The 23,131-nt window shown below is 62.9% G+C and carries 23 protein-coding genes; 17 read left to right on the top strand and 6 right to left on the bottom strand.

Annotated features, from left to right (window positions below; translation table 11 throughout):
- The first annotated feature begins 33 nt into the window (after positions 1 to 33).
- Complete coding sequence (locus tag OCK01_RS19605; protein WP_182829563.1) at positions 34 to 621, top strand: DJ-1/PfpI family protein; 588 nt, start codon at positions 34 to 36, stop codon at positions 619 to 621.
- Positions 622 to 984: 363 nt separating this feature from the next.
- Here OCK01_RS19605 and OCK01_RS19600 read toward each other — a convergent pair whose 3' ends face one another.
- Positions 985 to 1,326, bottom strand: a complete 342-nt coding sequence (locus OCK01_RS19600) for a transposase (protein ID WP_263825392.1) — start codon at positions 1,324 to 1,326, stop codon at positions 985 to 987.
- A gap of 176 nt (positions 1,327 to 1,502) precedes the next feature.
- The gene (locus OCK01_RS19595) at positions 1,503 to 2,276 is read right to left on the bottom strand and encodes an SDR family oxidoreductase (protein WP_263825391.1); all 774 of its coding nucleotides are present in this window, start codon (positions 2,274 to 2,276) and stop codon (positions 1,503 to 1,505) included.
- Positions 2,277 to 2,364: 88 nt separating this feature from the next.
- On the opposite strand from OCK01_RS19595, the gene OCK01_RS19590 reads away from it, so the two are divergent.
- A complete protein-coding gene (locus OCK01_RS19590) occupies positions 2,365 to 3,051 on the top strand; it encodes a TetR/AcrR family transcriptional regulator (protein ID WP_263825390.1) in 687 nt (228 codons plus the stop codon).
- A gap of 325 nt (positions 3,052 to 3,376) precedes the next feature.
- On the opposite strand, the gene dgoD is transcribed toward OCK01_RS19590, so the two are convergent.
- Together dgoD and OCK01_RS19580 are read right to left on the bottom strand one after the other, a co-directional pair.
- Positions 3,377 to 4,525, bottom strand: coding sequence for a galactonate dehydratase (gene dgoD / locus OCK01_RS19585; protein WP_263825389.1), 1,149 nt, complete (start codon positions 4,523 to 4,525; stop codon positions 3,377 to 3,379).
- A gap of 53 nt (positions 4,526 to 4,578) precedes the next feature.
- Positions 4,579 to 5,331: a FadR/GntR family transcriptional regulator gene (locus OCK01_RS19580; protein WP_263825388.1), complete on the bottom strand. Its 753-nt coding sequence runs from the start codon at positions 5,329 to 5,331 to the stop codon at positions 4,579 to 4,581.
- A gap of 183 nt (positions 5,332 to 5,514) precedes the next feature.
- Here OCK01_RS19580 and OCK01_RS19575 point away from each other — a divergent pair, with 183 nt between their 5' ends.
- The 5 genes from OCK01_RS19575 to OCK01_RS19555 all read left to right on the top strand — a co-directional run bounded on the left by OCK01_RS19575 (position 5,515) and on the right by OCK01_RS19555 (position 10,689).
- Positions 5,515 to 6,498, top strand: coding sequence for an arabinose ABC transporter substrate-binding protein (locus tag OCK01_RS19575; RefSeq protein ID WP_263825387.1), 984 nt, complete (start codon positions 5,515 to 5,517; stop codon positions 6,496 to 6,498).
- A gap of 76 nt (positions 6,499 to 6,574) precedes the next feature.
- Positions 6,575 to 8,089: an L-arabinose ABC transporter ATP-binding protein AraG gene (araG, locus tag OCK01_RS19570; RefSeq protein WP_263825386.1), complete on the top strand. Its 1,515-nt coding sequence runs from the start codon at positions 6,575 to 6,577 to the stop codon at positions 8,087 to 8,089.
- Positions 8,090 to 8,100: 11 nt separating this feature from the next.
- The gene (gene araH / locus OCK01_RS19565; protein ID WP_263825385.1) at positions 8,101 to 9,051 is read left to right on the top strand and encodes an L-arabinose ABC transporter permease AraH; all 951 of its coding nucleotides are present in this window, start codon (positions 8,101 to 8,103) and stop codon (positions 9,049 to 9,051) included.
- A complete protein-coding gene (locus OCK01_RS19560; RefSeq protein ID WP_263825384.1) occupies positions 9,048 to 9,917 on the top strand; it encodes an aldose 1-epimerase in 870 nt (289 codons plus the stop codon). The genes araH and OCK01_RS19560 overlap by 4 nt, the downstream gene beginning before the upstream one ends.
- A complete protein-coding gene (locus tag OCK01_RS19555) occupies positions 9,910 to 10,689 on the top strand; it encodes an SDR family oxidoreductase (protein ID WP_263825383.1) in 780 nt (259 codons plus the stop codon). The genes OCK01_RS19560 and OCK01_RS19555 overlap by 8 nt, the downstream gene beginning before the upstream one ends.
- A 44-nt stretch (positions 10,690 to 10,733) precedes the next feature.
- On the opposite strand, the gene OCK01_RS19550 is transcribed toward OCK01_RS19555, so the two are convergent.
- Positions 10,734 to 11,684, bottom strand: coding sequence for a LysR family transcriptional regulator (locus tag OCK01_RS19550; protein ID WP_263825382.1), 951 nt, complete (start codon positions 11,682 to 11,684; stop codon positions 10,734 to 10,736).
- A gap of 98 nt (positions 11,685 to 11,782) precedes the next feature.
- On the opposite strand from OCK01_RS19550, the gene OCK01_RS19545 reads away from it, so the two are divergent.
- The 9 genes from OCK01_RS19545 (at position 11,783) to OCK01_RS19505 (ending at position 21,331) form a co-directional block, all read left to right on the top strand.
- A complete protein-coding gene (locus tag OCK01_RS19545) occupies positions 11,783 to 12,655 on the top strand; it encodes a dioxygenase (RefSeq protein WP_263825381.1) in 873 nt (290 codons plus the stop codon).
- Positions 12,652 to 13,707: a maleylacetate reductase gene (locus OCK01_RS19540; protein WP_263825380.1), complete on the top strand. Its 1,056-nt coding sequence runs from the start codon at positions 12,652 to 12,654 to the stop codon at positions 13,705 to 13,707. The genes OCK01_RS19545 and OCK01_RS19540 overlap by 4 nt, the downstream gene beginning before the upstream one ends.
- Before the next feature lie 60 nt (positions 13,708 to 13,767).
- Positions 13,768 to 15,048: an ABC transporter substrate-binding protein gene (locus OCK01_RS19535; protein ID WP_263825379.1), complete on the top strand. Its 1,281-nt coding sequence runs from the start codon at positions 13,768 to 13,770 to the stop codon at positions 15,046 to 15,048.
- Positions 15,049 to 15,277: 229 nt separating this feature from the next.
- Positions 15,278 to 15,997: an ABC transporter ATP-binding protein gene (locus OCK01_RS19530; RefSeq protein WP_263825378.1), complete on the top strand. Its 720-nt coding sequence runs from the start codon at positions 15,278 to 15,280 to the stop codon at positions 15,995 to 15,997.
- Between the two features lie 3 nt (positions 15,998 to 16,000).
- Complete coding sequence (locus OCK01_RS19525) at positions 16,001 to 16,720, top strand: ABC transporter ATP-binding protein (RefSeq protein ID WP_263825377.1); 720 nt, start codon at positions 16,001 to 16,003, stop codon at positions 16,718 to 16,720.
- On the top strand, positions 16,707 to 17,570 hold the full coding sequence (locus OCK01_RS19520) for a branched-chain amino acid ABC transporter permease (protein WP_263825376.1): 864 nt from the start codon (positions 16,707 to 16,709) through the stop codon (positions 17,568 to 17,570). The genes OCK01_RS19525 and OCK01_RS19520 overlap by 14 nt, the downstream gene beginning before the upstream one ends.
- Before the next feature lie 7 nt (positions 17,571 to 17,577).
- Positions 17,578 to 18,693, top strand: coding sequence for a branched-chain amino acid ABC transporter permease (locus OCK01_RS19515; protein ID WP_263825375.1), 1,116 nt, complete (start codon positions 17,578 to 17,580; stop codon positions 18,691 to 18,693).
- On the top strand, positions 18,686 to 20,440 hold the full coding sequence (locus OCK01_RS19510; RefSeq protein WP_263825374.1) for an FAD-dependent oxidoreductase: 1,755 nt from the start codon (positions 18,686 to 18,688) through the stop codon (positions 20,438 to 20,440). The genes OCK01_RS19515 and OCK01_RS19510 overlap by 8 nt, the downstream gene beginning before the upstream one ends.
- A 9-nt stretch (positions 20,441 to 20,449) precedes the next feature.
- Positions 20,450 to 21,331 carry an intradiol ring-cleavage dioxygenase gene (locus OCK01_RS19505; protein ID WP_263825373.1) on the top strand — a complete coding sequence of 294 codons (882 nt, stop codon included), beginning with the start codon at positions 20,450 to 20,452 and terminating at the stop codon, positions 21,329 to 21,331.
- A 212-nt stretch (positions 21,332 to 21,543) separates the two neighbouring features.
- On the opposite strand, the gene OCK01_RS19500 is transcribed toward OCK01_RS19505, so the two are convergent.
- Entirely contained in the window at positions 21,544 to 22,269 is a 726-nt protein-coding gene (locus OCK01_RS19500; protein WP_263825372.1) for a TetR/AcrR family transcriptional regulator, read from the bottom strand.
- Between the two features lie 109 nt (positions 22,270 to 22,378).
- Here OCK01_RS19500 and OCK01_RS19495 point away from each other — a divergent pair, with 109 nt between their 5' ends.
- Positions 22,379 to 23,131 carry an SDR family NAD(P)-dependent oxidoreductase gene (locus tag OCK01_RS19495; protein ID WP_263825371.1) on the top strand — a complete coding sequence of 251 codons (753 nt, stop codon included), beginning with the start codon at positions 22,379 to 22,381 and terminating at the stop codon, positions 23,129 to 23,131.

The raw sequence follows: 23,131 nt of genomic DNA, 5'->3' as shown, positions 1-23,131 counted from the left end.
GCGCCGCCACACCATGAAAACAGGAGACATGACATGAGTGGCAAGAAAATCCTCATGCTGACCGGCGAGTTCACCGAAGAATACGAGATCTTCGTGTTTCAGCAGGGCATGGAGGCCGTGGGTCACACCGTGCACGTCGTATGCCCCGACAAGAAGGCCGGCGACCGCATCAAGACCTCGCTGCATGATTTCGAAGGCGATCAGACCTATACGGAAAAGCTCGGTCACTACGCCGACATCAACAAGACTTTTTCGGAAGTCCGGGTCGAGGATTATGACGCCGTCTATGCAGCCGGCGGTCGTGGGCCTGAATATATCCGCACCGACAAGCGCATCCAGGATATGGTCCGCCATTTCCACGAGACGGGAAAGCCGATCTTCACGATCTGCCACGGTGTGCAGATCCTGATGGCCGTGCCCGGCGTGCTGAAGGGCCGCAAGGTCGCGGGATTGGGCGCCTGCGAGCCCGAAGTCACGGCGGTCGGCGGCATCTATATCGACGTCAAGCCGACGGAAGCCTATGTCGACGGCAACATGGTGTCCGCCAAGGGCTGGACCGGTCTTGCCGCGTTCATGCGCGAATGCCTGAACGTCCTCGGCACCAAGATCACCCATAGTTGAGCGACATCCCCGTTCCACGGCCCCTGTGTCGACATGGGGGCTGTGGCGAAAACTTCATGGTCCGGCCCCCCGCCCGAGCGGCTGTTCTTCGGGATGCAAAGCCATTGCGACAGCGGCCGCAGTTCGCAGAACAGGGTTCACATCGGTTCAGAGAGCTTGGTTGACTCGAACCCCGGGACTGCTTACCCCATTCTGAACACTGAATTCCTTTCCGCATCGTTCCGTCGGACGATCTTTTCACCGCGGCCCATCTGCCCAGGCCTTTCCGCATCGCCGGCCAAAGGAGACAGCGGATCACGCCATCCTGTAAGTCTGCTCCCCCCTTGCGGACGATCCATCGAATAAGGCTCATGGCCCCAACGATCAGCAAAGTGCTAATATCGGTTTGTCCCATTTGCTGACACCGTCCGGACGGGTCTTTCCACCCGTCGAGTGCTGTCTTGGAACGAGGCCGAGCCGGGCGGCAAAGTTTTGGCCCCTCTTGAAAGCACGAAGATCGGGTGCGAAGCCAAGGGTCGCGCCGGCGGTCACCGGCCCTACGCCAGGAACAGTGCAGAGACCTCGCATGTCTTCATTCGACTTCGTGGTCTCGCGAAGCTTCAGGCTCAGTTCGTCGATCTTTTCGCTGAGCAGGCCGATCTGATCCAGGTAGAGCTGGCCGATCACGCGAACGCCATCCGGCAGATCCGCAGTCTCCTCAGCCACTATGCCTTCTCCGACCAGAATAAGTTGAGCGGCGCCATGTTTGGACAGGCGCCGCACTCAGATATCGGTGTCAGGATGCGTCCGAAGAACAAGCTGATTGACGGCGCCTGAGCGGCAACAATCTCAACGGCTAGGATGCGACTCGGCTAAAAAATGTAAGAAGCCGCCGAGATCGATCAGATCCGGGCGCCGCCCGTCGCATCAATCATCTGGCCGGTCGTCCAACGCGCGTCATTCGATGCGAGAAAGGCGATGACGTCGGCTACGTCTTCCGGCTTGCCGACCCGTGAGAAGACCGAGAGCGCTTCGGCGCCGGCGCGCGCATCCGGCGAGGCCAGCCACTCGGCATTCATGTCCGTCTCCGTCACGCCGGGTAGTACGGCATTAATCGTAATCCCGCGGGTGGCGAATTCCGGCGCCAGCGCCAAAGTCAATGTCTCCAGCGCCCCCTTCGAAGCAGCATAGGCCGGATGGGTCGGCGCCGCGATCCGCGTGAAGCCGGTAGACACATTGATGATGCGACCGTTGTCGCGGATATGATCGGCCACCGCCTGGATAAGGAAGAACGGCGCCTTGTAATTGATCGTCATCACCTCATCAAAAGCAGCTTCGCTCGTCTGCTTCAGCGGCAGGGCAAAGGCGATGCCAGCATTGTTGACCAGAATGTCGAGAGCGGACGACCCCGTCTCGGTGCGAGCGGCTTCGCTAAACTGCGCCCACAGGTCGTCGGCCGCGTTTTTGCCCTCTCGCAGATCGGCCTTCACCGCGACGGCCTTGACGCCGAGCGCCTCGATGTCGCGCACGGTGGTGTTGGCGGCGTCGGCGTTGGCGCTATAGTGCACCCCGATCAGTGCCGCTCCCTCTTTCGCGAGCGCCAGCGCGACCGCCCTGCCGATACCGCGTGAACTTCCTGTGATGAGGGCGATCTTGTTTGCCATTCTGTTGGTCATCGTCTACTCCGTTGATTAATTTAATAGTGACCTCTATATTAATCATCGAAACCCTCATGTCAACTATTAAATAGGGATCGCTATTTTAATGGAGAAACCAGTTCGCAAAAGGGGCAGACCGCGCGCGCTCGATCACGACGTCGGTCTTGAGATCGCTTCTCGTCTGTTTTGGGAACGCGGCTATGAGGGTACCTCCACAGCCGACCTGACCAAGGCCATGGGTATCAATCCGCCGACGCTTTATTCCATGTTCGGCTCCAAGGAAGAACTGTACCGTCAGGCGCTTGAGTTCAGTGTTAGCCGTGAAAACAGGCGACGTTTGGAGATCCTGCAATCCAGTCGTCCAACATACGAAGCCCTTAGACTGTACCTCTACGATATCGCCGATGGCGACACCCAGCCCGACAGACCGCGAGGCTGCATGGTCGCAACGGCGGTCCTGCAGCACGCGGAAGAAAACGCATCTGTCGCACGGATGACGGCGGCATTGCGCGAGGCTTCGATCCAGACGCTGAAAGCTCGTTTTGATCGAGCGGCCGATGAGGGTGAACTGCCTGTTCAAACCGACACCGACACGCTCGCGCGCTTCTATGGCGCCATTGTTCAGGGCATGTCTGCACAGGCATGCGATGGCGCCTGCAATACGCGGCTGAAGCGACTGATCGATGTGGCCCTCACGGCCTGGCCCGGAAAAGAGAGACCTCCGGAAACAGCCGTGGGCGATAACGCCCCATCAGATCAGCCGGTTTCCATCGCCGGTTCTCACGAACCGTGATGGGGCGATCCCGCTCGATGCCGACGTTTCCTGTCCATCGGTCCTTGCGGGCCTTGTCGCCAAGGTATTTCGGCTGGAGCGCTGACAGAACCACCTTGCGGAACAGCCTCGCTCGAGGCGGTGAACAGACCACGGGCGATGTGCCCCGCTTTCGAGATGGCAGGCAGCGCAATTTGCAAGTTTCGTCTGCCCACAGCCGCGAAATATTGCAAAATTCAATATTCGAAGCTGGATATTACCAAGCGATACAAGTGTTGTGCGAAGTGTTCGCGGACGACGAACCCGTCGCGTCGAAAGGGTGCGCGGCGTCTTCAGACTTTCCGTTTCACCACTCCGCCACCGATCCGTCGGCATGTCGCCAGACAGGGTTGCGCCAGCGATGGCCTTCCTTGGCGCGTTCGATGACATAGGCTTCGTCCACCTCGATGCCCAGGCCCGGGCCTTGCGGAATAGACACGAAGCCGTCTTCGTAGTGGAACACCTCCTTGTTGGAGATGTAATCGAGGATGTCGTTGGCCTTGTTGTAGTGGATGCCAAGGCTCTGTTCCTGGATGAAAGCGTTGTAGGAGACCGCGTCCACCTGCAGGCAGGCGGCGAGCGCGATCGGCCCTAGCGGGCAATGCGGCGCGAGCGCCACGTCATAAGCTTCCGCCATCGCCGCGATCTTGCGGCATTCGGTGATGCCGCCGGCATGCGAGAGATCCGGCTGGAGAATGTCGACATAGCCGTCGGCCAGCACGCCCTTGAAGTCCCAGCGCGAATAGAGCCGCTCGCCGAGCGCGATCGGCGTCGAGCAATGATTGGCGATCTCCTTCAGCGCCTCGCGGTTCTCAGACAGCACCGGCTCCTCGATGAACAGGAGATTATAGGGCTGCAATTCCTTGGCCAGCACCTTGGCCATCGGCTTGTGGACCCGGCCATGGAAATCGACGCCAATGCCGATATGCGGCCCCACCGCCTCGCGGATGATGGCGATGGTCTCGACCGCCTTTTCCACCTTTTCCCAGGTGTCGACGATCTGCATCTCCTCGCAGCCGTTGAGCTTGATGGCCTTGAAGCCGCGGGCGACGACGTCGCGCGCATTGTTGGCCACGTCGGAAGGGCGGTCGCCGCCGATCCAGCTATAGACCTTGATCCTGTCGCGCACCTGGCCGCCGAGCAGCGAATGGATGGGCTGGCCGAGCGCCTTGCCCTTGATGTCCCAGAGCGCCTGGTCGATGCCGGCAAGCGCCGACATATGCACCGCGCCGCCGCGATAGAAGCCGGCGCGATACATGACCTGCCAGTGATCCTCGATCAGGAACGGATCCTTGCCGATCAGGTAGTCGGCGAGTTCATGTACGGCGGCCTCCACCGTCAACGCTCGACCCTCGACGACGGGCTCGCCCCAGCCGGTGACGCCCTCGTCGGTCTCGATCTTCAGGAAGCACCAGCGCGGCGGGACGATATAGGTGGTCAGCTTGGTGATTTTCATCGATTCAGTCTCTGCTTCTGTGGCCGGGCCACGATTTCCAAATTTGTGTGAGATCAGCCTTTTCGCCGCTCCACGGCCGCTGTCAGGTCGCGCTGGGCGATGTCCAGCATCCGTCTCGAACAATCGGCGGCGGCGGCGCGGTCACGCAGCCTGAGCGCTTCGACCAGTTCGAAATGGATGTCGATCGCCTCGTCATGTCGCTCTACCGCCTCGTTGGAGGCATGGAGCGAGAACCGGAGCGCGGCTTCGATGATTCCGGCCATCTGCAGGAAGACGCGGTTGCCGCTGGCCTTGAGCAGGCAGACATGGAAGCGCGCATCGGCTTCGGTGAAGGCTTCGAGATCGCCTTCGCCTTCGCTGTCGCGCATGTCGCGCCAGGCGCGTTCCAGTTCGGCGATGTCCTGCATGCTGGCGCGGGCGGCGGCCATGTCGGCGGCAGCGGGTTCGATCGCGCGGCGCGCTTCCAAAATGCAGGACAGAAGGTCCGATTCGAAGATCTCGGGCCCGATCCAGTCGAGGACTCGCGGATCGAGTATATTCCATTCGGTTTTAGGACAGACGACGGTGCCGACTTTCGAACGGCTGCGGACCAGCCTGAGTGATTCGAGCGCCTTGATGGCTTCACGGATCACTGTGCGGCTGACGCCATAGCGCTCGCAGAGGTCGTTTTCGCGGGGCAGGAATGTCCCTTCGGGATAGATTTCGGAACAGATGTCCCGCGCGATCGCCCCGACCACGCCTTCGCCCACCCTGGGGCGGCGCGCGCTCGCCGCCGCTTCCGACACCGCCGGTATTTGCTCGATCATGTCCACATCCGTCTCCCCCGGATCATGAGAGATGCGCGGCGCGCGCCGTCTCGTCAACCCGCCTCGTCACGATTGTATTATAAACGCCCACATTCATCATACAACAGGAATTGACGGATATGATGATTCATCCTACAAAAGGATGACTGCGGGAGAGGCAGCGACATCACAAGGGAGGACTTCATGCGTATTCTCACCACGATACTGCTCGCCGGCGCCATGGCCGTGACCGGCGCCGTCTCGGCCTTCGCCGAAGACGTGAAGATCGGCTTCATCGTCAAGCAGCCCGAAGAGCCCTGGTTCCAGGATGAATGGAAATTCGCCGACCAGGCCGGCAAGGAAAAAGGCTTCACCGTCGTCAAGATCGGCGCTGAGGACGGCGAAAAGGTCCAGTCGGCGATCGATAATCTCGGCGCGCAGGGCGCGCAGGGCTTCATCATCTGCACGCCCGACGTCAAGCTCGGCCCGGGTATCGTCGCGAAAGCTGCGGCTAACAATCTCAAGGTCATGACCGTCGACGACCGTCTTGTCGACGCCTCCGGCGCGCCGCTCGAAGACGTTCCCCATATGGGCATTTCGGCCACCAAGATCGGCGAAGCCGTCGGTCAGGCGATTTCCGACGAAATGAAGAAGCGCGGCTGGGATCCAAAGGAAGTCGGCGCGATCCGCGTCTCCTATGACCAGCTGCCGACTGCGGTGGACCGTGTCGAAGGCGCTCTGTCGGTGCTGAAGGCCAGCGGCTTCTCGGAAGCCAATATCTTCAACGCGCCGCAGGCCAAGACCGACACCGAGGCCGCGCTCAACGCCGCGACAGTGGTGCTCAACAAGAACGCCAATATCAAGAAGTGGATCGCCGTCGGCCTCAATGACGAGGCGGTGCTGGGCGCGGTGCGCGCGGCCGAATCCGTCGGCGTGACGGCCGACAACTTCATCGGCATCGGCATCGGCGGCGCCGATTCCGCCATCAACGAGTTCAAGAAGCCAGAGGCCACCGGCTTCTTCGGCACTGTGATCATCTCGCCGAAGCGCCACGGTTACGAGACCGCGATGAACATGTATGAGTGGATCGCCAACGGCAAGGAGCCGGAAAAGCAGACGCTGACCGCCGGCCAGCTCGCCCTGCGCGACAACTACGAGGCTGTCCGCAAGGATCTCGGCATCGAGTGATCCGCCTCGGGTCACGGTAGAGTGCGATCTTACAGCCCCGGCGACCAACGCCGGGGCTTTCTGGGAGACGAGGCGCATGGCCGATTATCTGGAATTTTCCGGGCTGACGAAAACCTATCCCGGCGTCCGGGCGCTGTCGGACGTATCCTTCGGCGTTCGCCGCGGCGTCGTGCATGGATTGATGGGTGAAAACGGCGCCGGCAAGTCGACGCTGATCCGTCTTCTCTCCGGCGACCAGTCGGCCGATACCGGCGTCATTCGCATCGAAGACCAAGAGCAGGTCTATCGCTCGGTCAGCGACGCTTTTGCAGCCGGCGTGGTGGTCATTCACCAGGAGTTACAGCTTGCGCCTGATATGACGGTGGCGGAAAATCTCTGGCTCGGACGCTTTCCCGGCCGCTTCGGCGTCATCGACCGCAAGGCGATGCGCGAGACGGTCAAGGCGCGGCTCGGCGCGATGGGCGTCGACATCGATCCCGACCGTAAGGTTGGCTCGCTGTCGATCGGCGAACGGCAGATGGTGGAGATCGCCAAGGCCGTCATGGTGAAAGCGCGCGTCATCGCGCTGGACGAACCGACATCGTCTCTGTCCTCGCGCGAAAGCGAAATCCTCTTTACGCTGATTGACCGCCTTCGCGCGGCCGGCGCCGTCATTCTCTATGTCTCCCACCGGCTCGACGAGATTTTCCGGCTCTGCGACAGCATGACCGTGCTGCGTGACGGCAAGCTCGCGGCCCATCACCCGACACTCGACGGCGTCAGTCGCGACCAGATCATCAGCGAAATGGTCGGCCGCGAGATCAGCAATATCTGGGGCTGGCGGGGCCGTCCGCTCGGAGATGTCAGGCTGAAGGTCGAAGATATCTCCGGATCACGCCTTGGTCACCCCTCGAGCTTTTCGGTGCGCCGTGGTGAGATACTCGGCTTTTTCGGCCTGATCGGGGCTGGGCGGTCGGAAATGGCGCGGCTCGTCTATGGAGCCGATGCGCGCTCGACCGGGCGCGTCAGTCTCGATGGCGTGACGGTCGCCCCCGACAGCCCCGGCGCCTCCATCCGGGCAGGCATGGTGTTCTGCCCTGAAGACCGCAAGCATGACGGCATCATCCACGGCCGGTCGGTGGAGGAGAATATCTCTATTTCCTCGCGCCGGCATTTCTCGCCGCTCGGCGTCATCAAGCCGACGCAGGAAGCTGAGCTCGCCGACCGCTTTATCCAGACGCTGCGCATTCGCACGCCCTCGCGCCGGCAGGATATCGTCAATCTCTCCGGCGGCAACCAGCAGAAGGTCATTCTCGGCCGCTGGCTGTCCGAACAGGGCGTCAAGGCGTTGATCATCGACGAGCCGACGCGCGGCATCGATGTCGGCGCCAAGGCGGAGATCTACGAAATTCTTTACGGGCTCGCGTCCGACGGCACGGCGATCATCGCCATCTCCAGCGAATTGCCGGAGATCATGGGCATCGCCGACCGCATCATCGTGATGTGCGGCGGCGAACACTCGGCCGAATTCAGCCGCGACCAATTCGACGAAAAGACCATTCTCGCCGCCGCGCTGCCCGACGAGGCCGCCGCTTTGGCCGCTCATTCTTGATGGAAAGACCAATGCCCGCTTTGAAGAAAATCCTCCTCGGCGAACAGGGCTTGCTCGTGATCTTCGCGCTCGCCTTCGTCATCGTCTCGCTCACGGTGCCGAACTTCTTGACCGAGCGCAACGTGCTGGGTCTGCTGCAATCGGTCGTCACCATCGGCATCGTCGCCTGCACCATGATGTTCTGCCTCGCCTCGCGCGATTTCGACCTGTCGGTCGGCTCGATCGTGGCCTTCTCGGGCATGGTGGCGGTGATGGCGTCCAACGCCACCGGCTCGATCCTGCTCGGCGTCGCCGCCGCCATCATCAGCGGTCTCGCGGTCGGCGCGGTCAACGGCGTCGTCATCGCCCGCTTCCGCATCAATGCGCTGATCACCACGCTCGCCACCATGCAGATCGTGCGCGGTCTGGCGCTGATCGCCTCGGACGGCCGCGCCGTGGGCATCAACGATCCCGCTTTCTATCAGCTGGCGCTGTCGCGTTTTCTCACCATACCCACGCCGATCTGGGTGATGGCGCTGTTCTTCATCGTCTTCGGCTTTCTTTTGAACCGCACCGTTTTCGGCAAGAATACGCTGGCGATCGGCGGCAATCCCGAAGCCTCGCGGCTCGCAGGCGTCAATGTCGTGCGCATGCGTATCTGGATCTTCGCGCTTCAGGGCCTGGTCTGCGGCGTGGCGGGCGTGCTGCTCGCCTCGCGCATCACCTCGGGCCAGCCGAACGCAGCCACGGGGCTTGAACTCTCGGTCATCTCGGCCTGCGTGCTCGGCGGCGTGTCGCTGGCCGGCGGCCGCGCGACCATGACCGGCGTCTTCATCGGCGTGATGATCATGGGCATCGCCGAAAATGTCATGAACCTCCTCAACATCCAGGCCTTCTATCAGTATCTCGTGCGCGGCCTGATCCTGCTGATCGCGGTGCTTCTCGACAATCTCCGCATGTCGGCGGCAGGCCGTCAGAAGTGACGTCGCTGTCGCTCCCGCTCCCGCTCGCCTCCGACCGGATCGACACCTCGGTCTCGCTCCGGGGCGGCGGTCTGGGCGCGGTGCGGTTCGACGGCGTCGAGGTCATGCCGGCGGTCGGCGGAGTGAATGGGGATCTGAGCTGTTTTCCGCTCGTCCCCTTCGGCAACCGGGTGGAGTTCAACCGGTTCGAGCTTGGTGGGAAGACTTACCAGTTATCTCCAAACAGCAGCGATCCGCTCTATCTCCATGGCGACGGCTGGCTGAGGGCATGGGCGGTGCAAGAGGCGCAAGAGGACCGGATCAAACTGTCTCTGCGGCAGACGCCGAGCGCTGGAACACCCTACGCCTATTCCGCTGAACAAACCCTGTCCGTCTCCGGCGCCCTCCTGTCGCTGTCCTTATTCGTCCGCAACGATGGCGAGGAAGCTCTGCCATTCGGCCTTGGCCAACACCCCTTCTTCCTCCGTACGCAGAATGTCCGCGTGGAAGCAAATGTCACGGGCTATTGGACCGAACGTGCAGGACATCTGCCGGATGCAAGGACAGCGCTTCCTGATGACCTCGATCCCCGAGGCGACGCCACTCTTCCCGACCGCTTCCTCAACAATGCCTTCGACGGCTGGGACGGGGCAGCGCAAATCCGCTGGCCTGACCGCGGCGTCTCCGCCATCATAACCGCGCCGGACCATTCGGTCGCAATGCTCTATTCGCCGAGCGCGGAGGCTGGCTTCTTCTGCTGGGAGCCGATGACGCATCTGCCGAACGGGCATCACCTGCCTGAGTTTGGCGGTCTCAGGCTTCTGGAGCCGGGCGAGGCGATGCGATCGACAATAACGATAGATTTCAGGAGAGACGATCTTGGCTGACAGGTTGACCGGCAAGAGGATCATGATCACCGGCGCTGCCCAGGGCATCGGCCTGGCCATCGCGGAGGCGGCTGCGCGCGAAGGGGCGGCGCTCATGCTGGTCGATCGCGACGGCGATCTGCTGGCTGCCTCGGTCGAGGCGTTGCGGGCTGGAGGCGCGCAAGTGGCGAGCTATGCCGCAGACATCACCGATGCAGCCGGGATCGCGCAGGGCGTGTCTCGGGCGAAAGACGAGATCGGATCGATCAATGCGCTGGTCAACAATGCCGGCGTCAATGTCTTTTCCGAGCCTTTGGCCTTGAGCGACGACGACTGGTCGCGCTGTTTCGACATCAATCTCAACGGCGCATGGAACTGCTGTCGCGCGGTCCTGCCGGACATGCTGGCGGCAGGGGAGGGCGCGATCCTCAACATCGCTTCGACCCACGCCTTCACAATCATCCCCCACACCTTTCCCTATCCGCTCGCCAAGCATGCGCTGATGGGGCTGACAAAATCGCTGGCCATCGAATATGCGCCGCGTCAGGTGCGGGTGAATGCGCTGGCGCCGGGTTATGTGGCGACGCAGAAGGTGATCGATTACTGGAACAGCTTTCCCGACCCCGACGCCGCCAGGACGGAGACGATGAAGCTACATCCCGGCGGCCGCATCGCCGAGCCCGAGGAAATCGCCATGGCGGCGGTGTTCATGGTGTCGAACGAATGCCGCTTCATGACCGGCGCCTGCCTGACGGTGGATGGCGGCATGAGCATTCTTCATCATCCGGCCTGAGCGCGAAAGCCGGCCCGACGGGTCTCCGCTCGCTTTACGTCTGGTCAACTTCCCCAGACGACCGCCTCTTCATGGCGCTTGATCAGGTGACGGAGGTTTTCGAAGCTCGATCGCACGAACACGGCAAACTGTTCGACCGCGGGAGAGCGCGGCGCGTCGACGCGTCGGAGGATCGCCAGCGCGCGTTCCGGATGGGGAATGTTGATCGGCAAGGCCGTGATCGTCTTCTCCTTGCGCTGGGCGAAGACGACGCTGTGAGGCATGACGGTCAGGGCGTCGGCCCCCTTGAGATAGTTGACTACGCTGGCGAGCGAGCCGCCGGAATAGCGGATGCGGATTTCGGTGGCCCCGAACGAAAGCAGCAGCGCCCTGAGGTCGGCGAGCAGTGGGCTGCCCGGCGGCGGAGCCACCCAAGCGAAGTCCAGAAGATGCGCCGGCTGCACGCGCCGCTTCAACAGGAGCGGATGCGTGACGCGACAGGCGATGACATTGCGGCCGGGCAGGATCTGCTGAAAAGCGAGGCCCGAGCCTTCGTCGAGGATGTCGATCGGGCAGATGGCCAGATCGATCTGGTCCGCCCTCAGCGCGGCGCGCAGATCGGGGAAATAACCGTAGGACTGGTCGATGCGCACATCCGGATGCGTGGCCTGGAACTCCGCGCACATCCCGGCGATCAGGGAGTCCATGAAGAACGGGCTGCCTCCCACCCTGACGACCCCGCTTTTGCCGACCCGGAAACTCTCCAGGAGATCGGACGCCTTGCGCGATGCGGCGAGCATCGTCAGCCCATGTTCAGCCAAGGCGATCCCGAGCGGCGTCGGCTGCAGCGGACGTCGTCCCCTGATGAACAGGGGCTCACCCAAGCGCTTTTCGAGCATCGACAGCGTTCGCGACACGGCAGGTTGAGCCAGCCCGAGCAGGGCTGCGCCTTCGGTGACGCCTCCGCTCTTGACCACGGCTGCCAGTTGAATGAGGTGACGCTCGTCGATCTTCATAACGTTTTGTTATATTGGCTGCAAAACAAAACATCAATCCGGCATCCGGCGCCTGCTATACCACCTGCAGCCAGAAATGCAGATTTGGGAGGAGATGCATGTCGCGGGCCGCACAGCACATCACCTTCGACGAAGCGACATCCGCCGAGGCCTTCGCAAATCGCTTCGGCGATCCCGATGACGCCACCGCTCGGCTTTTGTCCGCCGTGGTTTGCCGCGTTCATGTACTCATCAAGGAATTTCGCCCCACCCAGGAGCAATGGCGCAAAGTTCTCGATTTCCTGACCGAAGTCGGACACGCCTCCGACGAGCGACGCCAGGAGTGGGTGCTGTTCTCCGATCTCGTCGGCGCGTCCGCGCTCGTGGAAGAGATCAACAGTCGAAGGCCTTCCGGCGCGACGCCCAACACGATCAGAGGTCCTTTTTTCAGAGCCGACACGCCGGAACGATCGCTCGGCGGTTCGATCTCGCTGGACGGAAAAGGCGAAACTCTCGTCGTCGAAGGACGTGTGGAAGATCTCGACGGCCTGCCTGTTCACGCCGCCGAGATCATAACCTGGCAGGCGAATGCACAGGGCTACTATGAAAACCAGCAGCCGGACCTGCAGCCCGAGTTCAATTTGAGAGGCTTGTTTCGCGCCGATCAGAACGGCCGGTTCCATTACCGCACCATTCGTCCGGCAGGCTACGATGTCCCTGGCGACGGCCCCGTGGGCAGACTGCTCGCCAAGGCGGGTTATCCGCTGCACCGACCCGCCCATCTGCATTTCGTGGTGCGCGCACCGGGTTTCGAGACCATCACCACCCACATCTACGACGCTGAGGACCCGAGGCTCGATGAAGACGCCTTGTTCGGCGTGCGTCCGGAACTCGTTCACAATTTCGAGGAAAATGTTGCCGACGACGAGCGAACATCGCGCGTCAGCTTGAGATTCGTCATGGCCCGCGCACGGCCGGGGAGGAGCAAATGAGGCGCTTCACCTATGCCGCCAGCCCAGCCCGTATCCTTTTCGGCGCAGGCCGCAGCGCGGAAATCGGCTCCGCCATCGAGGAGATCGGCTGCCGCAGGGCCTTGGTGCTCGCGACGTCGCATCAGAAAGCCGATGCCGAGGCTCTCTCCGAACGGCTCGGCGCGCTTTCGGTCGGCGTCTTTGCCGGCGCCGTCATGCATACACCCGTGACGGTGACGCAGACGGCGCTCGACATCGTCGCCGAACGCCGGGCGGATTGCCTGGTGTCGTTCGGCGGCGGATCGACGACAGGCCTTGGAAAAGCGATCGCGTATCGCACGGATCTGCCGCAGATCGTCATCCCCACCACCTATGCCGGTTCGGAGGTCACGCCGATCCTCGGTCAAACGGAAGACGGGCGAAAGACGACGGTGCGGCATCCGAGCATCCTGCCGGAAGTGGTCGTCTACGATCCCGACCTCACACTGGGCCTGCCTGTCGCCATGAGCGTCACCAGTGGCCTCAACGCCATGGCGCATGCGGTCGAGGGTCTCTACGCCAGGGATCGCAACCCGGTTTCGACGCTTATGGCGGTCGAGGGCCTCAAGGCCTTCGCCGACAGCCTGCCCGTTCTCGTGAAGAGTCCGCAGGACGCCGTAGCCCGCGCCGACGCGCTCCACGGCGCCTGGCTCTGCGGCACGGTGCTCGGGGCGGTCGGCATGGCGCTGCATCACAAGATCTGCCACACGCTGGGCGGCTCCTTCGACACGCCGCACGCCGAGACCCATGCAATCATGCTGCCGCACACCGCCGCCTTCAACGCCCAAGCGGCGCGCGAGGAATTGGCGCCGGCCGCAGACATTTTCAGCGGCTCGATCGGCGGGGGGCTCTGGGACTTTGCGAAATCAATCGGAGCGCCGCTGTCGCTTCGGGATTTCGGTCTGTCCGAAGCCGATCTCGACGGCGCGGCCAATATCGCGACTGAAAATCCATACTGGAATCCGCGCCCGATCGACCAGACATCGATCCGGACGCTGCTGCAGCAGGCCTGGGAGGGCGTGAGGCCCGACTGACCGAGACATCCGACGCGCGAGGCGCGCTCTTTGGGAGGAGAGACGATGATGGGAGGAAGCATGTTTACCAGACGCAAGTTCCTGAAAACCACGGCTGCGGGCGGCGCGGTTCTCGCAACCTCGGGTCTGGCCGCGCCGGCGATTGCCCAGCAGGCGGCGGTGAAGCTCGGCTATGTCAGCCCGCAGACCGGGCCGCTCGCCGGCTTTGGCGAGGCCGACAAATTCGTGATCGACAGCTTCCTGGCGACCACGAAGAAGATGGGGCTGAATTACGAAGTCGTGGTCAAGGACAGCCAGTCCAACCCCAACCGCGCCGCCGAAGTCGCCAAGGAACTGATCGTCGACGACGAAATCAATCTGATGTTGGTGTCGTCGACGCCGGAAACCACCAATCCGGTCTCGACCACCTGCGAGGCGGAGCAGGTGCCCTGCCTGTCGACGGTCGCGCCCTGGCAGCCCTGGTTCATCGGCCAGCAAGGCAATCCCGGCGATCCCGCAAGCTGGAAGCCGTTCAACTACGCCTATCATTTCTTCTGGGGGCTCGAAGACATCATCGCCGTGTTCACCGGCATGTGGGGCCAGATCGACACCAACAAGAAGGTCGGCGGCCTCTTCCCCAATGACGGCGACGGCAATGCTTGGGGAGACAAGGTCGTCGGCTTCCCGCCGGTCTTGGAAAAGCTAGGCTATGGCCTCACCGACACCGGCCGCTACCAGAATCTGACCGACGACTTCTCGGCCCAGATCAACGCGTTCAAGCAGGCCGAAACGGAGATCCTGACCGGCGTGATGATCCCGCCGGATCTCACCACCTTCTGGAATCAGGCGAAGCAGCAGGGCTTGAAGCCGAAGATTGCCTCGATCGGCAAGGCGCTGCTGTTTCCGCAGACGGTCGAAGCCTTGGGCGACGCCGGCCACAATCTCTCGACCGAAGTGTGGTGGACGCCCTCGCATCCGTTCAAGTCGTCGCTGACGGGCGAAAGCGCCGCCGATGTCGCGAGCGCCTTCACCAAGGCGACGGGCCGGCCGTGGACGCAGCCGATCGGCTTTGCCCATGCGCTGTTCGAGCTCGCCGTCGACGTCATGAAGCGCGCCGAGGACGTTACGGATGGCGACGCCGTGGCTAAGGCCATCGGCGAGACCAAGCTCGATACGCTTGTCGGCCCAATCGCCTGGAACAGCGACAAGCTGCCGCCCTTCGCGCAGAAAAACGTCGCCAAGACCCCGCTCGTCGGCGGCCAGTGGCGGCTGAAATCCGGCGGCGGCTATGATCTTGTGGTCGTCGAAAACGGACTGGCCCCGAATGTGCCGCTCGGCGGCAAGATGGAGGCGTTGGGTTGATGATGGGAGGGGAGCGTCTGCGGATGCTGCACCCCCCTTTGTCCTGCCGGACATCTCCCCCTCAAGGGGGGAGATTGCCAGAGGCGCGACCACCGTCCAGCAACTGACGTCGAGAGTGAGGGAAGCCGGCGCCGCCAGCCAATCTCCCCCCTTGAGGGGGAGATGGTCGGCAGACCAGAGGGGGGTAACCCCAAAGCGACACACCAATTTTCTAACCGAGAACGCAACCATGCCGATCCTTGAACTCAGCGGAGTGTCCAAATCCTTCGGGGCCCTTGTGGTCGCCGAAGAGATCGGCTTTGCCGTCGAGCCGGGCGAAGCGCTGGGCGTGATCGGGCCGAACGGGGCAGGGAAATCGACCTTGTTCAATCTGATCACCGGCAACCTTTCCGTCGCCAAGGGCAATATCCGCTTTGACGGGAAGGATGTGACCACCATGCCGCCGATGCAACGCTGTTTTGCCGGCATGGGTCGCACGTTCCAGATTCCGCAGCCTTTCGAACGGTTGACGGTCTATGAGAACCTGCTGGTCGCCGGCGCCTTCGGCAGCGAGAAAAAGGAAGCCGATGTTTCCGATCTCTGCGCGGACATACTGGTTGAAACAGGGCTGATCGCCAAGGCCAATCGGCCGGCTGGCAGCCTGTCCTTGCTCGAGCGCAAGCGGCTGGAGCTGGCGCGCGCGCTGGCCACCCAGCCCAAGCTTCTGCTGCTCGATGAAATCGCCGGCGGCCTGACCGAAGGCGAATGCCGGCAGCTGGTCGCCACCATCAAGCGCGTGCATGAGCGAGGCATGACGATCATCTGGATCGAGCATGTGCTGCATGCGCTGACGGCGGTGGCGGAGAAAATCCTGGTTCTCAATTTCGGCCGGGTGATCGGCCATGGCGATCCGCAGACCATCATGAATTCGCGCGAGGTGCGCGAGATCTATTTGGGCATGGAGGTCTGAGCGATGAGCCTGATCGAGACGAACAATCTCACGGCCTTTTATGGCGACTTCCAGGCGCTGTTCGGCGTCGATCTCGTCCTCCATCCCGGCGAAACCATCGCCGTGATCGGCGCCAATGGCGCCGGCAAATCGACGCTGATGCGCTCGATCGCCGGTGTGTTGCGCAATGAGCCGGGCGCGATCCTGCATCGCGGCGCAGCGATCGGCGCGCTGTCGGCCCCGGATGTCATGGCGCGTGGCGTGGCGCTGGTGCCGGAAGGACGGCGGCTGTTCCCCTCGCTGACCGTCGAGGAAAACCTGCTCGTGGGGCGTCATGGCCGCAAAATCGACGGTCCCTGGACCTTGGAGAGCGTTTATCAGCTGTTTCCGATCCTCAAGGAAAGACGCAGCAAACCGTCCACGGCGCTCTCCGGCGGCCAGCAGCAGATGGTGGCGATCGGCCGGGCGCTGATGTCCAATCCGGAAGTGCTGCTCTGCGACGAACTCAGCCTCGGGCTGGCGCCTGTGGTGATCAAGGACATCTACGCCGCCTTTCCGCGCATCCGTGAGACGGGAGCGGCCATCGTCATTGTGGAACAAGACATCGCCCAGGCGCTGAAAGTCGCCGATCGCGTCTATTGCATGATGGAGGGCCGGGTGACGCTTGAAGGGCGACCGGGCGAGCTCGATCGCGCCGACATCCACGCGGCCTATTTCGGAGCGGACGCCCATGAACTGGCTTGACACCATTCTTCAGGGCATTCTGCTCGGCGGGCTCTATGCATTGTTCGCGGCCGGACTTTCGCTCGTCTTCGGTATCATGCGGCTCGTCAATCTCGCCCATGGCGACCTGATCGTATTCGCCGCCTTCCTCATCCTCGTGCTCGTATCGACCCTCGGGCTCAATCCGTTTCTGGCGGCGCTGATCGCCGCGCCGCTGATGTTCGGCGCCGGCTATCTGCTGCAATATCACCTGCTCAACCGCACGCTCGGCAAGGATATCCTGCCGCCGCTGCTAGTGACCTTCGGCCTCTCCATCGTCATCCAGAATGGTTTGTTGGAGAGCTTTACCGCCGACAGCCGCCGCATTTCAGCCGGCGCCCTCGAACAGGCGTCGATCTCGCTCGGCGGCATCAATGCCGGCGTCATGCCGCTCTTGACCTTCGCCTCCGCTGTTATGGTGATCGTCGGCCTCAACCAGCTGATCTACAGGACGGCGCTCGGCCGCGCCTTCCGCGCCACCTCCGACGATGTGGTGACGGCGGGGCTGATGGGCATTCGCCCGAACCAGATTTTCGCCATCGCCACCGGGCTCGCCATGGTCATCGTCACCATCGCCGCACTCTATCTCGGCACCCGCGCCAATTTCGATCCGACCTCGGGTCCGTCCCGTCTGATCTACGCCTTCGAGGCTGTGATCATCGGAGGTCTCGGTTCGCTGTGGGGAACGCTCGCCGGCGGCGTCATTCTCGGCGTGGCGCAGACACTCGGCGCCGCTGTCAATCCGGAATGGCAGATCCTTGCCGGTCACATCGCCTTCCTGCTCGTCCTGCTGTTCCGCCCCCGGGGTCTCTTCCCCCGCGCCGTCGATTGAGGCTGAGATGACTGTCCAGACCCAAACCCTCCCGAAGATGACGAGCCGACCGCAGGCCTGGCGGGTCGAGACCCGCACCCGCGTCTCCCTGCTGTTTTCGATCGCGGCGATCCTTTTCGTGCTGTTGCTCGCCCTTGCCCCTTTCCTCGTGTCGCGCGGTGTCGTGCAGGATCTCTTCTTCATTTTCACCATGCTGGCGCTCGCCCAGAGCTGGAACCTGCTGGCCGGCTATGCCGGGCTGATCTCGGTGGGACAACAGCTCTTCGTCGGCTGCGGCGCCTATGCCTTGTTCGGCTTGGTGATCCTGCTGGGCGTTGATCCCATCCTGGCGATCCCACTCGCCGGCCTGTTCGCGATGCTGATCGCTCTGCCAACCGCCTTCTTCGCCTTCCGGCTCTACGGCCCCTATTTCGCCATCGGCACGTGGGTGATCGCCGAGGTCGGCCGGCTGCTCTTCGCGCAATGGAAGACGCTTGGCGGCGGCACCGGCACGTCGCTGCCGCGCGAGGCGACGCGAGACATGTTTGGTGTGTCGCTGCTCAAGGATTGGTTCGGCATGCGGCCTGCTGCCGCTTCTGACGCCATCACCTTCTGGCTCGCGCTTCTTGTGCTCGTGCTGACGATCGGCTTCGTCTATCGGCTACTGCGCTCCAAGCAGGGCCTGGGGCTGGCCGCCGTGCGCGACAACGAGACGGCGGCCCGCGCGCTCGGCGTCGACGCCCGCCGGCTCAAACTCGCGATCTACCTGTCGACCGCTTTCATCACGGGTCTCGTCGGCGCGCTCATCTATCTGCAGAAGGCGCGGATTTCGCCGGACGCCGCCTTTTCGCTCACCGATTGGACGGCCTATGTCGTGTTCATCGTGGTGATCGGCGGCATTGGCGCCATCGAAGGGCCGATCCTCGGGGTCATCCTGTTCTTCCTGCTGCAGAATGCTTTGTCGAGCTATGGCTCCTGGTATCTGCTGCTGCTCGGCGCCATCGCCATCATCACCATGCTGTTTGCGCCCAGGGGCATCTGGGGTCTGATCACCGACCGCACCGGCATCGAACTCTTTCCGGTCCGCCGCACCTTGCGGGGCGGGCCGCTCGAACACACAGAAAAGGGAGGGCCTCATGGCTGACATCACAACCGACGTCCTGATCATCGGCACCGGGCCGGCCGGCTCGGCCACCGCCGCGCTGCTCGCGAGCTACGGCCTGGAGCCGATGGTGATCAACCGCTACCGCTGGCTCGCCACGACGCCGCGCGCCCACATCACCAATCAGCGCACGATGGAAGTGCTGCGCGATCTCGGCCGTGACGTGGAGGACGAGGCCTATATGTATGCGACCGAACAGGACCTGATGGGCCAGAACGTGTTCTGCACGGCGGTCGCCGGCGAGGAAATCGGCCGCATGCAGAGCTGGGGCAACCATCCGCTGTCGCGCGCCGAACATCTGCTCTCATCACCCGGCCGGATGAACGACCTGCCGCAGACTTATATGGAGCCGCTGCTCTTCAAGACCGCCTGCTCGCGCGGCGCGCAGGCGCGGATGTCGACGGAATATGTGAGCCATGTGCAGGACGCCGAAGGCGTGACGACCACCTGCCTCGACCGTCTCACGGGCAAGGAATTCACCGTCCGTTCGAAATTCCTCGTCGGCGCCGATGGCGGCAATTCCAAGGTCGCCGAGCATGCCGGTCTCACTTTCGAGGGCAAGATGGGCGTGGCCGGCTCGATGAACATTCTGTTCGAATGCGATCTGTCACGCTATGTCGCTCACCGGCCGTCGGTGCTCTATTGGGTGCTGCAGCCCGGCGCGGATGTCGGCGGCATCGGCATGGGTCTGGTGCGCATGGTGCGCCCGTGGAACGAATGGCTGATCGTCTGGGGCTATGACATCAACCAGCCGGCGCCGGCGGTCGACGACGCTTTCGCCACCAAGGTGGTTCGCGATCTCGTCGGCGTGCAGGACCTGCAGCCGAAGATCAAGTCTGTCTCCACCTGGACCGTCAACAATATGTATGCGACGACCATGTCGAAGGGCCGCGTCTTCTGCATGGGCGACGCCACGCATCGCCATCCGCCGTCCAACGGTCTCGGCTCCAACACCTCGATCCAGGACGCCTTCAATCTCGCCTGGAAGCTCGCGATGGTCATTCGCGGCCAAGCCGGGGAGGGGCTGCTGGACAGCTACCAAGCGGAGCGCGCCCCGGTCGCCAAGCAGATCGTCACCCGCGCCAACAAGTCGATCGAGGAATTCGGCCCGATCTTCAAGGCGCTCGGCCTGCTCGATTCCGTCGATCCGGTGAAGATGCAGGAGAATATGGACGCCCGCTGCGACGACACCGCCGACGCCGAACGGCAACGCGAGGCGATCCGCCAGGCGATCGCCGCCAAGGTCTATGAGTTCGACGCCCATGGCGTCGAGATGAACCAGCGTTACACATCTGCCGCCGTCGTGACCGACGGCCAGCCGGAACCCGCCTTCGAGAAGGACGCGGAGCTGCATTATCAGCCCACCACTTGGCCGGGCGCGCGCCTGCCGCATGTCTGGCTCTATGGACCTGAGGGCGAGAAGGTCTCGAGCCTGGACCTCACCGGCCATGGCGTCTTCACGCTGCTGACCGGCATCGGCGGCGACGGCTGGGTCGCGGCAGCCAAGGCGCTGTCGAAGGAGTTCGGTCTGCCGATTACGGTGCACAAGATCGGCCCGCGCCAGACCTGGCAGGATTTTTCCGGCGATTGGGCGCGCGCTCGCGAAATCCGCGATTCCGGCGCGCTCTTGGTTCGTCCCGACCACCATGTCGCATGGCGGGCGGATGCGGCGGTTGCCGATCCCGAAGGCGAATTGCGTCGTGTTCTCAACACCATCCTGGACAGGTGAGGGCGCGCCATGGATATGCATGAAAAAGGCTATTTCACCGAGGAAAACTCCGTCGAAGTGGTCACCGGCCGCAACGCCAACGCACAAAACGAGCGGCTGAAGCAGGTGCTGGAGGTCGTCACCCGCAAGCTGCACGAGGCGGTGAAGGAGCTGGAGCCGACGCAGGACGAATGGATGGAAGCCATCTTCTTCCTCACCCGCACTGGCCAGACCTGCAACGAATGGCGGCAGGAATTCATCCTGCTGTCCGACGTGCTCGGCGTTTCCATGCTCGTCGACGCCATCAACAATCGCAAGCCGTCGGGCGCCTCCGAAAGCACGGTGCTCGGCCCCTTCCATGTCGCCGACGCGCCCGAACTGCCGATGGGCGCCAATATCTGCCTCGACGCCAAGGGCGAAGACATGGTGATCTCGGGCCGCATTCTCGACACCGAGGGCCGGCCGATCGCCAATGCGGTCATCGATGTCTGGCAGGCCAATGACGAGGGCTTCTACGATGTTCAGCAAAAGGGTGTGCAGCCCGATTTCAACCTGCGCGGCGTCTTTCGCACTGGCGCCGACGGGACCTATTGGTTCAGGGCGGTGAAGCCGAAATACTATCCGATCCCCGACGATGGCCCGGTCGGCCAGTTGCTCGGCAAGCTCGGCCGCCATCCCTATCGGCCGGCGCATCTGCACTACATCATCAAGGCCGACGGATTTGAAACCCTCGTCACCCATATCTTCGATCCGGACGATCCCTACATCCATTCGGATGCGGTGTTCGGCGTCAAGGAGAGCCTGCTCGCGGAGTTCGTCCTTCGCATGGATCCGCAACGCGCCGCCGAATACGGTTTCGCCGCGGAATTCTGGGAGGTGAAGCACGATTTCGTCTTGGCGCCGGCGCAGTAGAGTGCGGACGCTGCCCGGACCGCCACGGCTCCGCCGTAGAGGCCGATTCGGAATCCCGTCCGGCAGAGACGAACTTCATCTCAATGAAACGCTCCGGGCTGATGGCGTCCAATTCGTTTCAAAGCGGCCCCGACAAACCGTCATGAGTTGAGCTCCTGCTTGCTGGATATGCAATTCACGCTCAGTCTTCGAGGACCGTTTCGCCGGCCCTGTTACGGCGCCACAAATCGAGCTTCGCCGGGACAAACGCCCACCGCCGCCTTGACGAAAGACGACACCGCGGCGGTATAATCGTCCACGGAGACGCCGCGGCGACGGTATTTGGAGCGCTTGACATACCAGTCCTGCAACAGCGGCTTGACGAGCGACGCCGTCAGGTCGGGGTGAGGGGTGGCGAAAACCGTTAGCTCCACGCCGCGAGCGATCACGTCGGCGAAGATCTTCTCGGTCGTTTCTTCGCTCTCCGTCGCCAGCCGGCGCGCCGGTTGCGGAAATGTCTTGGCCTCCATGAAAGCGAAGACGAACCAGGGCTGCATCGCCTCGGTCAGGCGGATATGGGTCGAGATCAGCCATTCCAGATGCAGGGCGGGATCGCCCGCTATCTCCGCCGGTGCCTGTCCGAGCGCCTCCGAGGCGGTGCTGGCCACCTCCGTCAGGATCATCGACAACAGGGTCGTCTTGCTGTCGAAATAGGAATAGAGCCCGCCCATCGACACGCCGCTTTCCCGCGACAGATCGCGCAGGCTCATGGCGTGAAAGCCGAGCCGGTTGGAAAGCTCCAGCGCGGCCGCCACGATCTTGACCAGCTTCTTCACCGCCAGATGATCTTTCTGGACCCGTATGATGTCCCGGTGGCGCTCCAGCATCCGCTGGCACAGGCGCTCCGTCGTATAGCTCTCGGGCGAATGTTCCTGGAGTGTGGGAGTGTCGTCGGGCATGGCGCGTTCCATGAGCTGATTTTTCCTGCTTATACGAAAATCCATTGCAATCAACCGGAACCGCCGATATATAAAACGAGCGCTCGCTCGATTTCGGAGGAAGATCGGTATGTTCGGGGGTCTTTCGGGTAAATCCGCACTGGTTACAGGCGCGTCAAGCGGCCTGGGCCTCCACTTCGCCCGGCTGCTGGCCGAGCACGGCTGCCATGTCACGCTGGCGGCTCGCCGTCTCGACATCGTCTCTCAAGAAGCCGAGGCGCTGAAGGAAGCTGGAAACAGCGCGGATGCGATCGCACTCGATGTCGCTTCAGCCGCATCGATCGAGGCGGCGTTCGGCGCCGTCAGCGCGCCCTTCGACATCGTCGTCAACAATGCCGGGATCACCGTCAGCGAGGCCGCGCTCGATATGGCCGACGGCGAGTTCGAGCGGATCATCGCCACCAATCTCACCGGCGTGTTCAACGTCGCCAAAGCCGCAGGCGGCGCCATGAAGGCGGCGGGGCGCGGGGGCGTGATCGTCAACGTCGCCTCCATTCTCGGGCTACGCGTCGCGAGCCACCTCTCCGCCTATGCCGCCTCCAAGGCGGCTGTGGTGCAGCTCACGAAATCGCTGGCGCTCGAATGGGCGCGCTACGGCATTCGCGTCAACGCGCTGTGCCCCGGCTATATCGAAACGCCGCTCAACGCCGATTTCTTCGCGAGCGACGCAGGCAAGGCGTTGATCAAGCGCATTCCCCAGCGCCGGCTGGGCCGCATGGAGGAACTCGACGGGCCGTTGCTGCTGCTCGCCTCCGACGCCGGAAGCTATATGACCGGCTCCATCATCGCCGCCGATGGCGGTCATCTCGTCTCGTCGCTTTGA

This window comes from Rhizobium sp. TRM95796 (assembly GCF_025779995.1).
Classification (GTDB): Bacteria; Pseudomonadota; Alphaproteobacteria; order Rhizobiales; family Rhizobiaceae; genus Rhizobium_E.
This window is presented reverse-complemented; position numbering and strand designations above follow the sequence as displayed.

What these genes read in the sequence shown, in the direction of transcription:
- OCK01_RS19590 (WP_263825390.1), top strand. Translation starts at nt 2,365, where the DNA reads ATGGAGAAACCAGTTCGCAAAAGGGGCAGACCGCGCGCGCTCGATCAC.
- OCK01_RS19515 (WP_263825375.1), top strand. Translation starts at nt 17,578, where the DNA reads ATGACTGTCCAGACCCAAACCCTCCCGAAGATGACGAGCCGACCGCAG.
- araH (WP_263825385.1), top strand. Translation starts at nt 8,101, where the DNA reads ATGCCCGCTTTGAAGAAAATCCTCCTCGGCGAACAGGGCTTGCTCGTG.
- OCK01_RS19495 (WP_263825371.1), top strand. Translation starts at nt 22,379, where the DNA reads ATGTTCGGGGGTCTTTCGGGTAAATCCGCACTGGTTACAGGCGCGTCA.
- OCK01_RS19575 (WP_263825387.1), top strand. Translation starts at nt 5,515, where the DNA reads ATGCGTATTCTCACCACGATACTGCTCGCCGGCGCCATGGCCGTGACC.
- OCK01_RS19540 (WP_263825380.1), top strand. Translation starts at nt 12,652, where the DNA reads ATGAGGCGCTTCACCTATGCCGCCAGCCCAGCCCGTATCCTTTTCGGC.
- OCK01_RS19545 (WP_263825381.1), top strand. Translation starts at nt 11,783, where the DNA reads ATGTCGCGGGCCGCACAGCACATCACCTTCGACGAAGCGACATCCGCC.
- OCK01_RS19520 (WP_263825376.1), top strand. Translation starts at nt 16,707, where the DNA reads ATGAACTGGCTTGACACCATTCTTCAGGGCATTCTGCTCGGCGGGCTC.
- OCK01_RS19525 (WP_263825377.1), top strand. Translation starts at nt 16,001, where the DNA reads ATGAGCCTGATCGAGACGAACAATCTCACGGCCTTTTATGGCGACTTC.
- OCK01_RS19505 (WP_263825373.1), top strand. Translation starts at nt 20,450, where the DNA reads ATGGATATGCATGAAAAAGGCTATTTCACCGAGGAAAACTCCGTCGAA.
- OCK01_RS19580 (WP_263825388.1), bottom strand. Translation starts at nt 5,331, where the DNA reads ATGATCGAGCAAATACCGGCGGTGTCGGAAGCGGCGGCGAGCGCGCGC.
- OCK01_RS19535 (WP_263825379.1), top strand. Translation starts at nt 13,768, where the DNA reads ATGTTTACCAGACGCAAGTTCCTGAAAACCACGGCTGCGGGCGGCGCG.
- dgoD (WP_263825389.1), bottom strand. Translation starts at nt 4,525, where the DNA reads ATGAAAATCACCAAGCTGACCACCTATATCGTCCCGCCGCGCTGGTGC.
- OCK01_RS19595 (WP_263825391.1), bottom strand. Translation starts at nt 2,276, where the DNA reads ATGACCAACAGAATGGCAAACAAGATCGCCCTCATCACAGGAAGTTCA.
- OCK01_RS19550 (WP_263825382.1), bottom strand. Translation starts at nt 11,684, where the DNA reads ATGAAGATCGACGAGCGTCACCTCATTCAACTGGCAGCCGTGGTCAAG.
- OCK01_RS19530 (WP_263825378.1), top strand. Translation starts at nt 15,278, where the DNA reads ATGCCGATCCTTGAACTCAGCGGAGTGTCCAAATCCTTCGGGGCCCTT.
- araG (WP_263825386.1), top strand. Translation starts at nt 6,575, where the DNA reads ATGGCCGATTATCTGGAATTTTCCGGGCTGACGAAAACCTATCCCGGC.
- OCK01_RS19500 (WP_263825372.1), bottom strand. Translation starts at nt 22,269, where the DNA reads ATGCCCGACGACACTCCCACACTCCAGGAACATTCGCCCGAGAGCTAT.
- OCK01_RS19510 (WP_263825374.1), top strand. Translation starts at nt 18,686, where the DNA reads ATGGCTGACATCACAACCGACGTCCTGATCATCGGCACCGGGCCGGCC.
- OCK01_RS19605 (WP_182829563.1), top strand. Translation starts at nt 34, where the DNA reads ATGAGTGGCAAGAAAATCCTCATGCTGACCGGCGAGTTCACCGAAGAA.